We start from the raw sequence: 13,944 nt of genomic DNA on the forward strand, positions 1-13,944 counted from the left end.
CCATGAGCGATACACCCGCCGCCGCTTCCGGCATTCGCCGGCCTTGCTATCTGGTCTTGTCCGCCCACGATTACCGCACGCCACGGCGCGCCAATATCCACTTCATCACCGATCAACTCGCGCTGCGCGGCACCACGCGGTTTTTCTCGCTGCGCTATAGCCGGCTATCGCGCATGAAGGGCGACATGCGGCTGCCGCTGGACGACACCGCAAACACCGTGGTGTCGCACAAGGGCGTGGAGTGCTATCTGTGGCGCACGACGGTGCATCCGTTCAACACGCGCCGCGCCTGGCTGCGTTCTGTCGAAGATGCGATGTTCCGCTGGTATGCCGCGCATCCGCCACGCCAGTTGCTGGACTGGATGCGCGAGGCGGACGTGATCGTGTTCGAAAGCGGTATCGCGGTGGCCTTCATCGAGCTGGCCAAGCGCGTCAATCCGGCAGCGAAGCTGGTTTATCGCGCTTCCGATGGTCTGAGCACGATCAATGTCGCGTCCTATATCGAGCGTGAGTTCGATCGGGTTGCACCGACGCTGGATGTGATCGCATTGGTGTCGCCGGCAATGGCGGAGGAAGTGGCAAGCCGCGACAACGTGTATCACGTCGGCCACGGTGTGGATCACAACCTGGATCAGCTGGGCGACCCGTCGCCGTATGGCGAGGGCATCCATGCGGTCGCGGTGGGCTCGATGTTGTTCGATCCGGACTTCTTCGTGGTTGCCAGCAAGGCGTTCCCACAGGTCACGTTCCATGTGATCGGCTCGGGCATGGGCCGGCATCCCGGCTATGGCGACAACGTGGTCGTCTATGGCGAGATGAAGCACGCCGAGACCATCGGCTACATTAAGCACGCCCGTTTCGGGATCGCGCCTTACGCATCCGAGCAGGTGCCGGTGTATCTGGCCGATAGTTCGATGAAGTTGCTGCAATACGATTTCTTCGGCCTGCCTGCGGTGTGTCCGAATGCCGTCGTGGGGCCGTATCAATCGCGTTTCGGCTACACTCCCGGCAACGGTGAGTCGGTCATTGCGGCCATCAGTCGCGCGCTGGAAGCACCGCGCGTGCGTTACCGCCAATGCCTGAATTGGTCCGACACCACCGACCGCGTACTGAATCCAGGTGCGTATCCGGGAACCCGTTTGTACCCACAGCAAGATGGCGCAGCGGTGCGTGCTTCTTCGGAGGCCGCGCTCTCGCACTGATGTAGCGCACCCAACTTTAGAAGGAGACTGCTCGTTATGGCCAATGCTTTGCTGCAGAAATGGATCGAACATGCGGAACGCCGTGCCTTGTTCTGGTGGCAGCCGAAGAACGCTGGCGTCAACATGGGAGATCATCTGTCCAAGGTGATTGTGTCCTGTGTGCTCTCCTTGCAGGACAAGACGCTGATCGAGAAGCGTGATCTCAGCAAGAAACTGATCGCCATCGGGTCGGTGCTGCATTTTGCCAAGGACGGCGACACCGTCTGGGGCAGCGGCATCAACGGCAAGATTCCCGCCGAGCGCAATACCTTCAGCACGCTCGATGTGCGTGCAGTACGTGGTCCGAAGACGCGTCAATTCCTGCTCGACCGCGGAATCGCGGTGCCGGAAGTCTATGGCGACCCCGGTCTGCTGACACCGATGTTTTTCCCCGCCGATGCGCTGGGAACGGCAAACAAGCGCCCCTTTGCCATCGTTCCGCATTTCAACGAGCCGGTCGAGAAGTACAGCGCGTACGCGGACCATCTGGTGTTTCCCAACGTCAAGCCTGCGACCTTCATGAGTGCGTTGCTGGGCGCCGAGTTGGTGATCAGCAGTTCGCTGCACGGGCTGATTCTTGCCGAGGCGTACGGGATTCCGGCGGTGTACCTGGATTGGGGCAACGGCGAGGATCGCTTCAAGTACGACGACTACTACAACGGCACCGGACGCATGCAGTGGCACTCGGGCAACAGTGTGGAAGAGTGCCTGAAGCTTGGCGGTAACGGCGATTTCGATCTTGAAAAACTGCAGGCCGGGCTGCTGGCCGCGTTTCCTTACGACCTTTGGTGATTCGATGATGCAGGGCCGGCAGGTGGATACGGAGACGACAGCAACCGCCAACACGGGAATGCCGCAGGGCGTGGTGATTCCGCTTGGCGGATTTCCGGTGCTCTCCACCACGCAGGAAGCGTTTGCACTGGAGTTGTTTCACGCATTGGCCGCCCGGCAACCACGCCGGGTGTTTTTCGCCAACACCAACTTCATCGTGCAATGCCAGGCACTGCGTCTGCGGATGCGCGAGCCCAGCGTGCGCATCGTCAATGACGGCATCGGCATGGATCTGGCAGCACGCCTGATCCATGGCCGCCGCTTTGCCGGCAACCTCAATGGCACCGACCTGATTCCGTATCTGTGTCGCGAGGCCGCGCAGCCGCTCAAGTTCTTCCTGCTCGGCGGTCGTCCGGGCGTGGGCAAGACCGCTGCCGCGACCTTGACTGGAACCCTGGGCCAGCAGGTGGTCGGCATGTGCGACGGCTACGGCGAATTTGCCGCCGCCGGCGAGGGCCTGGCCGAGCGCATCAATCGCTCGGGCGCCGATGTGCTGCTGGTGGCCTTCGGCAACCCGCTGCAGGAGCGTTGGATCCTGGATCACAGCCACGCCTTGAACGTGCCGCTGGTGTTCGGGGTCGGCGCGTTGCTGGATTTCCTGTCCGGCACCGCCAAGCGTGCGCCGGATTGGGTACGGCGCCTGCATATGGAATGGATGTACCGGCTGCTCAACGAGCCGCGTCGTCTGCTCAAGCGCTATAGCTGGGATCTGCTGGTGTTCTTCCGCACCTGTCTGCGTGCGGGCAAGCACCTGCCGTGATGCATGCGCGGCGTTGGCTGGCTTAGCATGTAGGCATGCATCCGACCGCCGCCAGCTTGATCCATTCGCTCGAACTCGCCCCGCATCCCGAGGGCGGGCATTTCCGTCGCGTGTATGCGTCCGTGCGCCAGGTGAGCGAGGGCGGTCAACCGCGCCCGGCGTTGACCGCCATCCGCTTCCTGCTCGCTGCCGGCGAATGCAGCGCCTGGCATCGCGTCGATGCGGAAGAAAGCTGGCATTGGCAGCAGGGCGATGCGCTGGAGTTGTCGATCTACGACGAGGCCAGCGGACAGCTGCAACGCCTGATCCTGGATGCCGCCGAGCGCGGCGAGCCGATGCACGTGGTGCCGGCAGGGTGCTGGCAGGCGGCGCGGTCGCTTGGCGATTTCACCCTGGTGGGCTGCACGGTCTCGCCGGGATTCATCTGGGAAGGATTCGCGCTGCTCGACGGCGGCTCGCCACTGGCTGCGCACCTGGCCAGCCTGGATCCACGCTGAGCCATCCGCGGCTGCGGCGGCGAACATTTCCCTAACGCGGCCATGGCCGGCTTGGCGTAGTGTCCGCGTTCTCACACAGGGGGCGAGACGTGATGCAAGGCCAGCGGGCGGGGTGGGGCATGGGAATGATGCTGGTGGCGTTGCTGGCGTCGGCCAGCGATGGCACGCCGCCGCAGCCAGCCGCGCCATCGCCGCCGGCCGTGGTCGATCTGGAAGCGATGGTGGTGCGCGGCGTGCAGCCCGGCCCAGGCCTGTGGAAGGTCAGCAAGGGCGATCATGTGCTGTGGATCCTGGGCACCGTGTCGCCGCTGCCGAAGCGGCTGCAGTGGCAGTCGGCCGAGGTGGAGACGATCATCGGTCAGTCGCAGCAGGTGCTGATGGCCCCAACCGTCCAGATCGATGCGGACATGGGGTTTTTCGGCAAACTGACCCTGTTGCCCTCGGCGATGAAGGCGATGAAGAACGAGGACGGCCGCGAACTGCGCGAGCTGCTGCCGGCCGATCTGTATGCGCGCTGGTCGGTTGCCAAGGCACGCTATCTCGGCAGCGACCGTGGGGTGGAGCGCAAGCGCCCGATGCTTGCCGCCGGCGAGTTGTATCAGGCGGCGATCAAACGCTCCGGCCTGGCGCGCTCGCCGGTGATCTGGTCGGTGGTGGAGCGTGCCGCCAAGCGCGCCGGGATCAAGCCGACCCCCACCGCGCTGGATTACAAGATCGCCGACCCGCGGCAGGCCATCAAGGAGTTCCGTGCCGGCGGCATGGACGATACCGCGTGCTTCCGCAGCATCCTGGTCACCGTCGAGCGCGACCTGCCCACGATGGTCGAGCGCGCCAACGCCTGGTCGGTGGGCGACATCGAGGCACTGCGCCAGTTGCCACGCGAGGATCCCCAGGCCGCCTGCATGAGCGCCATGGCCAGTTCCGGCGCCGCCAGGAAGCGCGGCATCGACGATCTGGAACGGCGCATGCGCGAGCACTGGCTGAGCATCGCCACCACCGCGCTGCAACGCAATCGCAGCACCTTCGCGGTGCTGCCGATCAGCCGGCTGACCGCAGCCGATGGCTATCTGGCGCGGTTGCAGGCACTGGGATATGCGGTGGAAGCGCCTTGACACGTCGGCACGACTGCCCGGCGGTTGTGGTCTGGAACGAGGTGGCGATCGACTGACCGATCGCCGTCCTCGCAGGCAGGCGATACGCATGGCGCACTCCGGCGATCGATCGGCTCGGCCCACGCCAGCCACGGTATGCTGCGCGCCTTGTCCAACGAGACCTCCGTGTTGAACGCATTGCCGCTGCGCATTCTGGGCACCGGGCGCCATGTCCCCGCCACGGAGGTGACCTCGCAACAGCTGGATCAACGCTGGCAGCTGCCGGCAGGTACCACCTTCGCGCGCTCGGGAGTGGCCACGCGCCATTACGTGGGCGAGGGCGAGACGGCTTCGTCGATGGGTGCGGCGGCGGCGACCCAGGCGCTGGCAAGCGCGGGCATCGACCCCGGTCAGGTCGATTGCCTGATCTCGGCCTGCAGCGTCATGGAGCAGCCAATTCCCTGCCAGGCGGTGCTGATCCAGCGCGCGCTCGGGCTGGGCGATTCGGGCATTCCGGCCTTCGACGTCAATGCGACCTGCCTGAGCTTTCTGGTGGCGCTGGACATGGCCGCGAATGCGTTGGCGCTCGGGCGCTACCGATGCGTGTTGATCGTTTCCAGCGAGGTGGCATCGGGCGGGCTGGATGCATCGACGCCGGCCACCGCCGGCTTGTTTGGCGATGGCGCGGCCGCGGTGGTCGTGGGGCGCAGCGCCGCCGATGACGGCTCGGCACTGCTGTCCAGCCGCCTGTCCAGTTACGGCGATGGCGCGGAGCTGTGCCGCATTCGCGGCGGCGGCACCCGCTATCCGCGCGGCGAAGAACAGTCGCCCGAAGCCTTGCGCAGCTTCAGCATGGATGGGCGCGGCGCCTACCGGTTCGCCGCGCGCCATCTGCCTGCATTCTGGGAATGGTTGCTGGGCGAGGCCGGCACCACCACGGCAGCGTTGCGCTGCCTGGTCCCGCACCAGGCCTCCGGGGGCGGCCTGGATCATGTGGTGCAGGCGCTGGGGCTGCGCCCCGATCAGGTGATTCGCATCCTGCAGGCCACCGGCAACCAGGTCGCCGCCTCGCTGCCGCATGCCTTGCATCACGCCCGGATCGAACAACGCATGCAGCGTGGCGATCTGGTTGCGCTGCTCGGCACCGGTGCCGGGCTGGCAATCGGCGGCATGGTGTTGCGGTACTAGGGCGTGTGCGCATGTTCCGACCAGGTCGCGCCCTGATGCCGCCGCGCGTGTCGCTCGAGTTGCTGCGCATCGGCCACTGCCGCCACTGCGAGCGCATGGTGCGTGCGGACGGCCACTGGCATGCGGTGGAATTTCCCGCGTTGAGCGTGCTGATCCGGCATCCGCAGCGCGGCGCGCTGTTGTACGACACCGGGTATGCGGAGCATTTTTTCCGCGCGACCGATCCCTGGCCCGAGCGCCTGTATCGCTGGACCACGCCGGTGCACCTGCCCGCGCACGAAACGCTGGGCGCACAGCTGGCACGCCGTGGCGTGCAGCTGGAGGAGATCGCCTGGTGCCTGATTTCGCACTTCCATGCCGATCATGTCGGCGGTCTGCGCGATCTGCCCAACGCGCGCTTCCTGTGCCTGCGTGCCGACTATCAACAGCTGCGCAGTTGTTCGCGCCTCGGCGGACTGCGGCGTGCCTTGTTGCCGCAGCTGCTCCCCGAGGATTTCGATCGGCGCCTGCAGTTTGCCGAGCAGGCGCCGTTGCGTGCGTTGACCGGCGCCTGGCAAGGGCTGGGCGCGGCCTACGATCTGTTCGAGGACGGCAGCGTGCTGGCCGTGCCGTTGCCCGGGCACGTGCCCGGGCAGATGGGCCTGTGGTTGCGCGATCAACACGACCGCGAGGTATTGCTGTGCGCCGACGCGGTGTGGTCGTCGGCGACCTGGTCTGCGCTGCAGTGGCCTGCCTGGCCCACACGTTTGTTGATGCACGATTGGCGCGCGTTCCGGCGCACCGTGCAGCAGCTGCACGCGCTGTCGCATGCACACCCGGAGTTGACCATCCTGCCGTCGCATTGCCAACCCAGCCTTGACCGTTATCAACCGGAGTGGCGATGAGCCTGCGTATTCTCGTGACCGGTGCATCCGGCTTTGTCGGTGGGTCCTTCCTGCGACGTTTCCAGGGGCAGCCGGGTGTGGAGATCCACGGCATCGGGCGCCGCGCCAGCGATCTGCCCAACTACCATCGCATCGATCTGAGCCAGCCGTTCTCGTTGCAGTGGCAGCCGGATGTGGTGATCCACGCTGCGGCATTGGCCTCGCCGTGGGGCACGCGTGCGCAGTTCCAGTTGCACAACGTCCAGGCCACCGCCAACGTCATCGACTTCTGCAAGCGCCATGGCTGCCCGCGTCTGCTGTATGTGTCGTCCAGTTCGGTGTTCTATCGCGAGGAGCATCAATACGACCTCAGCGAGGACAGCCCGATCGGGCCGGCGTTCGTCAACACCTACGCGCAGACCAAATACCTTGGCGAAACGCTGCTGCAGCAGTATCCGGGCGACAAATCCGTGCTGCGCCCGCGTGCGGTGTTCGGGCCGGGAGACACGGTGCTGTTCCCGCGCGTGATCGCCGCTGCGCGCAAGGGGGCGCTGCCACGCTTCGTCGGCCAGACGCAGCCGGTGATCGGCGACCTGATCTACATCGATACGCTGTGCGATTACCTCTATCGCGCTGCGACCGCGCCGCAGTTGCAGCCGGCCTACAACCTCACCAATGCGCAGCCGGTGGATCTGCAGCAGTTGCTGCTGGACCTGCTCACGCGCCTGCAGCTGCCGCTGCCGCAACGCGAGGTGCGCATCGCCACCGCACTGCGCATGGCCAGCGTGGTGGAAGCGGCGTATCGCGTGCTGCGCCTGCGCGGCGAGCCGCCGATCACGCGCTTCGGCGTGGGCGCGTTTGCCTATTCCAAGACCTTCGACCCACGACGCACGCTCGCCGATCTCGGGCCGCCCAGCGTCAGTCTGGAGCAAGGCATCGAGGCATTCGTGCGTTGGCAGGCGGCGCAGTGGGCGTAGTCGTTCCGATAGTGGCAATTGCCTACCTGGCGGTGCTGATGGTCAAGACGGCTGCAGTGCTGTGGGTGCTGCGTGGTGCACGCGCACTGTCAGCGGGGGGCGCCAGCGCAACCCCGGCCGAGGTGGCGATCCTGCAGCCGGTGCTGGGGGGCGATGCGCATTTGCAGCAGGTGCTTGCGGCCAACCTGCAAGCACTGCCGGACGCGCAGTTTGTCTGGTTGCTGGATGCAGACGACATCCCGGGAAACAGCGTTGCCGATGCCTTGGTCGCGCTGCATCCGCATGCACGCATCCAGCGCATGCGGGTGCCGGCCGCGCCAGCCGGCATCAACCCCAAGGCCTGGAAGCTCGAGCACGCGCTGGCGCATGTGCGCGCGCCGATCAGCCTGATCCTCGACGACGATGCACAGCTGAGCGCCAGCGCGCTCGTGCGCCTGCTGCAGGATCTGACCGACGCCGATATGGTCACCGCGCTGCCGTACTACCAGGACAGCACCACGCTGCCAGGCCGGCTGTTGTCGCAGTTCGTCAACAACAACGCGGCGCTGACCTATCTGGGCTGGCTGCCGTTCGCCGCGCCGCTGACCATCAACGGCATGTGCTATGCCGCGCGTACCGAGCAGCTGCGTGCCTGGGGCGGGTTTGCTGCGCTACTGCAGCAGCTCACCGACGATCTGGCCGTTGCCACCTTGGTGCGTGAGCGCGGCGGGCGACTCCGCCAATCTGTCGCACCGGTGGCGATGCGCACCGCGATGCCGGATCTGGCCAGCTACGCACGCCAGATGCATCGATGGATGCTGTTCGCGTTGATCCTGCTGCGTCGGCAGAGCGTGGGCGTGCGTTCGGCGATCGGCGTGCTGCAGGGGCTGCCGCCGTTGCTGCTGCTGGCCTTGCTGGCCTGTGCCTGCGTGCAGGCGAGCTGGCCGGCGCTGGCCTGGGTGCTGGGCACCGTGCTGCTGCGTGCGCTGCTGCTGTGCCTGGTGCAATGGCGGGTGAGCGGTGCGGTTCGCCACCGTCCGCTGCTGTCGGTCGTTGCGGAGTGCCTGCAGCTGCTGCATCTGCTGCATGCGGCGCTGGTGCGCACGATCCGCTGGCGCACCCGGCGTTATCGCGTGTTGCCGGATGGGCGTTTCCGTGCGGACTGACGGCGCCAGCCTGCAGATCGCTTTCCTCACCGGGCAAAGCGATCCGGAGAGTTGCGCATTGAGCATGCAACAGCAGCATTTTCTGCAGCAGCTGCAAGGCCCGGGCCGGCGGCTGATCGACTGTAATTATCCGTATCGCTCCGCTAGTCCAACTTACCGGCACATGCCGCTGTGGCGTGCCAGCGTGTCCAACGCGCGCCAGTATCTGGCCGCGCGCGCCGCACGCGTTGCCGATGCAGATCGCATGCGCGTGGTGGCGCTGCTGGAGCAGGCGCCGACGACGGTACTGCTGGCCGGCAGTTGTGGCCTGCAGCTGCTGACAGCCTTACGGCTGCCGCAGGCGCTGCGCACGCGTCTTGCGGTGTTCGCCTATGGCCCGGTGTGCAATGCGCCTGCCGCGTTCGGGCAGTTGCGCGTGGTCCAGGGCAGCGGCGACTGGATCTCGCGTGCGCTGTTCGCCGGTGCGCCCGATCTGACGCCTGCCTGCGGGCATCTGCACTATCTGCGCGATGCGGCAGTGCTGGCCGAGTGCCAGGCCTTCATCGCGCAGGTCGAGCAGGCAGTGCAGGGGAGGGAACATGCGCATTGATCTGATTGCGCCGCCGTATAGCGGGCATCTGCATCCGATCCTGGCGATCGCCCGGCAGCTGGCGCCACATCACGATGTCCAGGTCATCAGCACGCCGGCGGCACTGGCGCGCATCCGTGCATGCGGACTGAGCGCGGTCAGCGTGCTGGATGCACAAGCCGACCGGCAGTTGCTCGATATCGCCAATCCACCGCATGCGGTAGGCCACAATCCCTTGCGGCTGCGCCGACAGTTGCACAGCGCGCTTGGCCTGATGGCGCGGGTGGGCGATGCGGTACGGCAGCGCTGGCGCGAGCGGAGGCCGGACCTGGTGATCGCCGATTTCACCCTGCCCAGCGCGGGGTTGGCGGCGCAGGCGATGGGCATCGCCTGGTGGACCAGCATGCCGTCGCCATGCGTGATCGAAACCGGCGACGGGCCTCCGGCGTATTTCGGCGGCCTGCTTCCGCCATCCACGGCAGCGCAGCGGATCTGGCAGGCGATGGCGCGGCGGCTGACGCGCGGCTTCAAACGGAGCCTGCACCTGTGCTACCGCCGTCAGATGCGCGCATCCGGATTGCCGGCGATCTATCGCAGCGATCGCAGCGAGGCGGTGTATTCGCCGCACTGCATCCTGGCCCTGGGGCTGCCGTCGTTCGAGTTGGCGCGGCGCTGGCCGGCGGCGGTGCGCTTCGTCGGGCCGCAGCTGTGCACGCCGCCCGCGGCGGTTGCGCCGCCGCAGTTCGTCCCCGGTCGTCGGCATGTGCTGGTGACGCTAGGCACGCATCTGCAATGGGTCAAGCAGCGGATGGACCAGGTGCTGCGTGCGGTGGCGCTGCAGTTTCCACAGGTGATCTTCCACTTCAGCGATGGCGATACCGCCGCGCCGCCAGCGCAGACGCACGGCAACTACCAGCGCCTGCCGTACGTGGACTACGCGCAGCAGCTGCATCGCTACGAGCTGGTGGTCCACCATGGCGGTGCCGGCATCCTGTATGCCTGCCTGGCCGCGGGCTTGCCGTCGATCGTCTACCCGCTGGATTACGATCAGTTCGACCATGCCGCGCGTCTGCACAGCGCAGGTGCGTCGTGGTGGCTGCGCGAGCTGGACGGCCTGCCTGCGCTGTTGCGCGAGGCACTCGCTGCCACCGAGCTGCCAGTAGGCGTGCGCAGATTGCAGACGGAGCTGCACGGCATCGATGCGCAGGCGCGCATCCTGCGGCTGGTGGAGGCGTTTGCGCGTACCGGGGCGGTGCCGCAGGTCTAGTGCGTCATCGCGCGGGATCGCTCGTGTTGCGGGTCATTACATCGGCGTCAGCACGCGGCATCCGTCATTGCCGACACAGGCAGGCGGTTTTGCACCCGCCTGCCGCAACTGCCGCCGTGTGTGACCCGCGCAGGCCTCAGCCTGCAGCGGCATTCAACGCGGGCGGCTTGCCTGCCATCAGCTGCGGCCAGCGCTTGAGCACCGCAGCGCGGATGCCGGCCTGGTCGATGCCGGCCTCGGCCAGCAGGTCTTCGCGGCTGGCGTGATGCTGGAAGCTGTCCGGCAGGCCCAGGTGCAGCATCGGCATGGTGACCGCTTCTGCGTTGAGCAACTCGGCCACGCCCGAGCCGGCGCCGCCGGCAACGACGTTGTCTTCGATGGTGACGAAGCCTTCGTGGCTCTTGGCCAGCTCCAGCAGCATGGCTTTATCGAGCGGTTTGACAAAGCGCATGTTGACCACGGTCAGACCGAGTTCGCGGCCGACCGCTTCTGCGGCATCGACGCTGGCGCCGAAACCCAGCAGGGCGATGCGTGTGCCGCTGTGACGCAGCTGCGCCTTGCCGATCGGCAGGCTGGTGAGCGATGCATCGAGTGCGCTGCCCGGGCCGGTGCCGCGCGGGTAACGCACTGCCGCCGGGCCTTCGTAATGCACGCCGGTGGTGAGCATCTGACGGCATTCGGCCTCGTCGGCCGGCGCCATCACCACCATGTGCGGGACGCAGCGCAGGAAGCTCAGGTCCAGGTTGCCGGCATGGGTGGCGCCATCCGGGCCGACCACGCCGCCGCGGTCGATCGCGAACAGCACGTCGAGCTTCTGCACCGCCACGTCGTGCACCAGCTGGTCGTAGCCGCGCTGCAGGAAGGTGGAGTAGATCGCCACCACCGGTTTGGCGCCCTGGGTGGCCATGCCGGCGGCCAGCGTCACCGCGTGTTGCTCGGCGATCGCCACGTCGAAATAGCGCTGCGGATATTCCTTGCTGAAACGCACCAGGCCCGAGCCCTCGCGCATCGCCGGGGTGATCACCAGCAGCCTGGGTTCGGCCGCGGCCATGTCGCAGACCCAGTCGCTGAAGACATCGGTATAGGTCGGCTTCTTGGCGCCGGCCTTGGCGACCAGGCCCTTGCTCGGATCGAACGGGCCCACGGCGTGGTAACCGATCTGGTCGCCTTCGGCCAGTTCGTAGCCCTTGCCCTTGGTGGTGATCACGTGCAGCAGCTGCGGGCCCTTGAGCGTCTTCAGGGTCTTCAGCGCGCCGACCAGGCCGGGCAGGTCGTGGCCGTCGATCGGGCCGGTGTAGTGGAAGCCCATTTCCTCGAACAGCGTGGACGGCACGAACATGCCCTTCCAGTGTTCTTCCCAGCGCCGCACGAAGCGCGCGGTGGGGTTGTTCTTCTTGTCGCCGAGGATCTTCTTGCCGCCCTCGCGGATGGCGTTGAGGGTGCGGCTGCCGCTGGCACGCCCCAGCATCTTGGTCAACCCGCCGACCGCTTCGGAGATCGACATGCGGTTGTCGTTGAGGATCACCAGCAGGTTCGGCTCCGGGTCCATACCGCCGGCGTGGTTGAGCGCCTCGTAGACCATGCCGGCGGTCATCGCGCCGTCGCCGATCACCGCCACCACCTTGCGCTCGTCGCCGCTGCGCTGCGCGGCGATCGCCATGCCCAGCGCGGCCGAGATCGAAGTCGAGGAATGCCCGACGCCGAAGGTGTCGTAGACGCTCTCTTCGCGCTTGGGGAACGGCGCCACGCCGTCCTTTTGCTTGACCGTGTGGATCTGGTCGCGACGGCCGGTGAGGATCTTGTGCGGATAGGTCTGATGGCCCACATCCCACACCAGCTGATCGACCGGGGTCTGATACAGGTAGTGCAGGGCGACGGTGAGCTCGATCACGCCCAGTCCGGCCGCGAAATGCCCGCCGCTCTTGCCCACCGATTCGATGAGGTAGGCGCGCAGCTCTTCGGCGATCGCGGTCAGATCGGCCTCGTCGAAAGTGCGCAGATCGTCGGGGGTCTGGATGCGGGACAGGCGCGGATAGCGGGTGGAGTCGATCATCATCGTGTCAATGTTCTGAAGCCGTATTGTCCTCCCCATGCGAAGGCCCGGCAAGCAAACCGGTTCAGCTGTCAGCGGGAAGTGATGGCCGAGCGCGCTGGCAGCGCAGGCGGGCGCGCCGGGTTTCCAGGGCTGCGGCAATCTGCCGCACCTGGGTCAGCGGCCTGGGGATAGGTCAGGGTTGCCTGGCCGTCGTATGGCTCGCGGATGAAGCCGGTGCACAGGGGATAACGGGTACGAGGCCATGCGAGGCAATGCGCCGTCGTGGGCCGATCGCTCGATACTGTCGACGATGCCTTTCTCTCGATCGGCCATTGCCAACGGTCGTATTTGGCGCTTGCAACATCACGCCGCGCCGGTATGGCGGACTACAGCGACAGTTTCGAGCGCTTGGGCAATTGCGCGCGCAGGAACGCCATCTGGTCGGAGAGGATGTTGCGGTTGGACAGGATCAGATGTTCGATCCAGCTCGGCCGGTACGGCACGGCCAGCAACGGCATATGCGCCTGCTGTGGCGTCCGGTTGGCCTTGCGCGAGTTGCACTGGAAGCAGGCGGTGACCACGTTTTCCCAGCTGTCGCGGCCGCCCTTGGAGACCGGCATGACGTGATCGCGGGTCAGCTGCGGGCGACTGAAGTGCTGGCCGCAATACATGCACAGCTGCGCGTCGCGCGCGAACAGGGCGGTGTTGCTGAGGGTCGGCGTCGGGTCCAGCGCACGCGAACGCGCGTGCCCGCGTGCGGCGATGATGGGATGCAGTTCCAGCACGCTGCGCTCGCCGGTCAGGCGCGAGATGCCGCCATGGATCTGCATGCAGGGCTCGCCCAGCGTCCAGGACACCGCATCGCGTGCGTAAAGACAGGCGGCGTCCTGCCAATTGATCCAGTCCAGCACGCGGCCATGCGCATCGAGCGACAGCAGGCGCAAGGTGGGAAGTTGCTGGATTGCAGCGACAGCGCTGCCCGCGACCGGAGCAGAAGAGCCTCCGGGGAAGATCACATCACCTGCGTGCGTGTCTGTCTCCATCGGGAAAACAGCTTATACCCGATCGTTGACAGTTTGTGTATCGCAGCGAACGGCTTTGATGCGCGTCTTGCAATCATCGGACGGCACGTCTCCGCGCAGACGCCCCGGCCGCCACGCTGCGCAACCATGTTCTGACGCCTTGCAGGCCTTGCTTAGCCGTGTAGGAGCGCACCCGGGCGCGACGTCCTGCCGGTCGGTACTGCCTCGTCGCGGCCAGGTCCGCTCCTACGACCGCGGCGGAATCCTGCGGTGTTGCCGTAGGCGCGCACCCGGGCGCGAGGTCTTGCCGATCGGTACTGCCTCGTCGCGGCCAGGTCCGCTGCTACGAAGGCGGCGGAAATCCTGCGGTGTTGCCGTAGGAGCGCACCCGGGCGCGAGGTCTTGCCGATCGGTACTGCCTCGTCGCGGCCAGGTCCGCTCCTACGACGGCGGCGGAAT

13 protein-coding genes are annotated in these 13,944 nt (G+C 66.5%); 11 read left to right on the forward strand and 2 right to left on the reverse strand.

The genetic code is table 11. From position 1 onward, the window contains the following. The first annotated feature begins 2 nt into the window (after positions 1 to 2). The 11 genes from DYQ94_RS14640 to DYQ94_RS14690 all read left to right on the forward strand — a co-directional run bounded on the left by DYQ94_RS14640 (position 3) and on the right by DYQ94_RS14690 (position 10,428). Positions 3 to 1,202, forward strand: a complete 1,200-nt coding sequence (locus DYQ94_RS14640; RefSeq protein WP_126965998.1) for a GumK N-terminal domain-containing glycosyltransferase — start codon at positions 3 to 5, stop codon at positions 1,200 to 1,202. Positions 1,203 to 1,238: 36 nt separating this feature from the next. Next, on the forward strand, positions 1,239 to 2,033 hold the full coding sequence (locus DYQ94_RS14645) for a polysaccharide pyruvyl transferase family protein (protein WP_039522111.1): 795 nt from the start codon (positions 1,239 to 1,241) through the stop codon (positions 2,031 to 2,033). Positions 2,034 to 2,037: 4 nt separating this feature from the next. Beyond that, positions 2,038 to 2,832, forward strand: a complete 795-nt coding sequence (locus DYQ94_RS14650; RefSeq protein WP_104576018.1) for a WecB/TagA/CpsF family glycosyltransferase — start codon at positions 2,038 to 2,040, stop codon at positions 2,830 to 2,832. Between the two features lie 35 nt (positions 2,833 to 2,867). Further along, on the forward strand, positions 2,868 to 3,329 hold the full coding sequence (locus DYQ94_RS14655) for a cupin domain-containing protein (protein WP_126965999.1): 462 nt from the start codon (positions 2,868 to 2,870) through the stop codon (positions 3,327 to 3,329). A gap of 92 nt (positions 3,330 to 3,421) precedes the next feature. Next, positions 3,422 to 4,441: a TraB/GumN family protein gene (locus tag DYQ94_RS14660; protein WP_160954471.1), complete on the forward strand. Its 1,020-nt coding sequence runs from the start codon at positions 3,422 to 3,424 to the stop codon at positions 4,439 to 4,441. 135 nt (positions 4,442 to 4,576) lie between these two features. Then, a complete protein-coding gene (locus DYQ94_RS14665) occupies positions 4,577 to 5,608 on the forward strand; it encodes a 3-oxoacyl-[acyl-carrier-protein] synthase III C-terminal domain-containing protein (protein WP_160954472.1) in 1,032 nt (343 codons plus the stop codon). Positions 5,609 to 5,643: 35 nt separating this feature from the next. Next, on the forward strand, positions 5,644 to 6,492 hold the full coding sequence (locus tag DYQ94_RS14670) for an MBL fold metallo-hydrolase (RefSeq protein ID WP_065031736.1): 849 nt from the start codon (positions 5,644 to 5,646) through the stop codon (positions 6,490 to 6,492). Further along, positions 6,489 to 7,448 (forward strand): NAD-dependent epimerase/dehydratase family protein, encoded by a 960-nt coding sequence (locus DYQ94_RS14675; RefSeq protein WP_126966001.1) that lies wholly within the window; start codon positions 6,489 to 6,491, stop codon positions 7,446 to 7,448. Before DYQ94_RS14670 ends, DYQ94_RS14675 begins: the two co-directional genes overlap by 4 nt. After that, the gene (locus tag DYQ94_RS14680) at positions 7,439 to 8,593 is read left to right on the forward strand and encodes a glycosyltransferase family 21 protein (RefSeq protein WP_160954473.1); all 1,155 of its coding nucleotides are present in this window, start codon (positions 7,439 to 7,441) and stop codon (positions 8,591 to 8,593) included. The genes DYQ94_RS14675 and DYQ94_RS14680 overlap by 10 nt, the downstream gene beginning before the upstream one ends. Beyond that, positions 8,571 to 9,182, forward strand: coding sequence for a hypothetical protein (locus tag DYQ94_RS14685; RefSeq protein WP_160954474.1), 612 nt, complete (start codon positions 8,571 to 8,573; stop codon positions 9,180 to 9,182). The genes DYQ94_RS14680 and DYQ94_RS14685 overlap by 23 nt, the downstream gene beginning before the upstream one ends. Continuing rightward, complete coding sequence (locus tag DYQ94_RS14690) at positions 9,172 to 10,428, forward strand: glycosyltransferase (RefSeq protein WP_160954475.1); 1,257 nt, start codon at positions 9,172 to 9,174, stop codon at positions 10,426 to 10,428. The genes DYQ94_RS14685 and DYQ94_RS14690 overlap by 11 nt, the downstream gene beginning before the upstream one ends. 136 nt (positions 10,429 to 10,564) lie before the next feature. Here the strand turns inward: DYQ94_RS14690 and dxs are convergent, their stop codons facing one another. Further along, a complete protein-coding gene (gene dxs / locus DYQ94_RS14695; RefSeq protein WP_160954491.1) occupies positions 10,565 to 12,481 on the reverse strand; it encodes a 1-deoxy-D-xylulose-5-phosphate synthase in 1,917 nt (638 codons plus the stop codon). Between the two features lie 368 nt (positions 12,482 to 12,849). Continuing rightward, on the reverse strand, positions 12,850 to 13,506 hold the full coding sequence (locus tag DYQ94_RS14700; RefSeq protein WP_039815122.1) for an HNH endonuclease: 657 nt from the start codon (positions 13,504 to 13,506) through the stop codon (positions 12,850 to 12,852). Between the last annotated feature and the right edge of the window lie 438 nt (positions 13,507 to 13,944).

It is taken from the genome of Xanthomonas sp. LMG 8993 (assembly GCF_009835065.2).
GTDB lineage: Bacteria > Pseudomonadota > Gammaproteobacteria > Xanthomonadales > Xanthomonadaceae > Xanthomonas > Xanthomonas arboricola.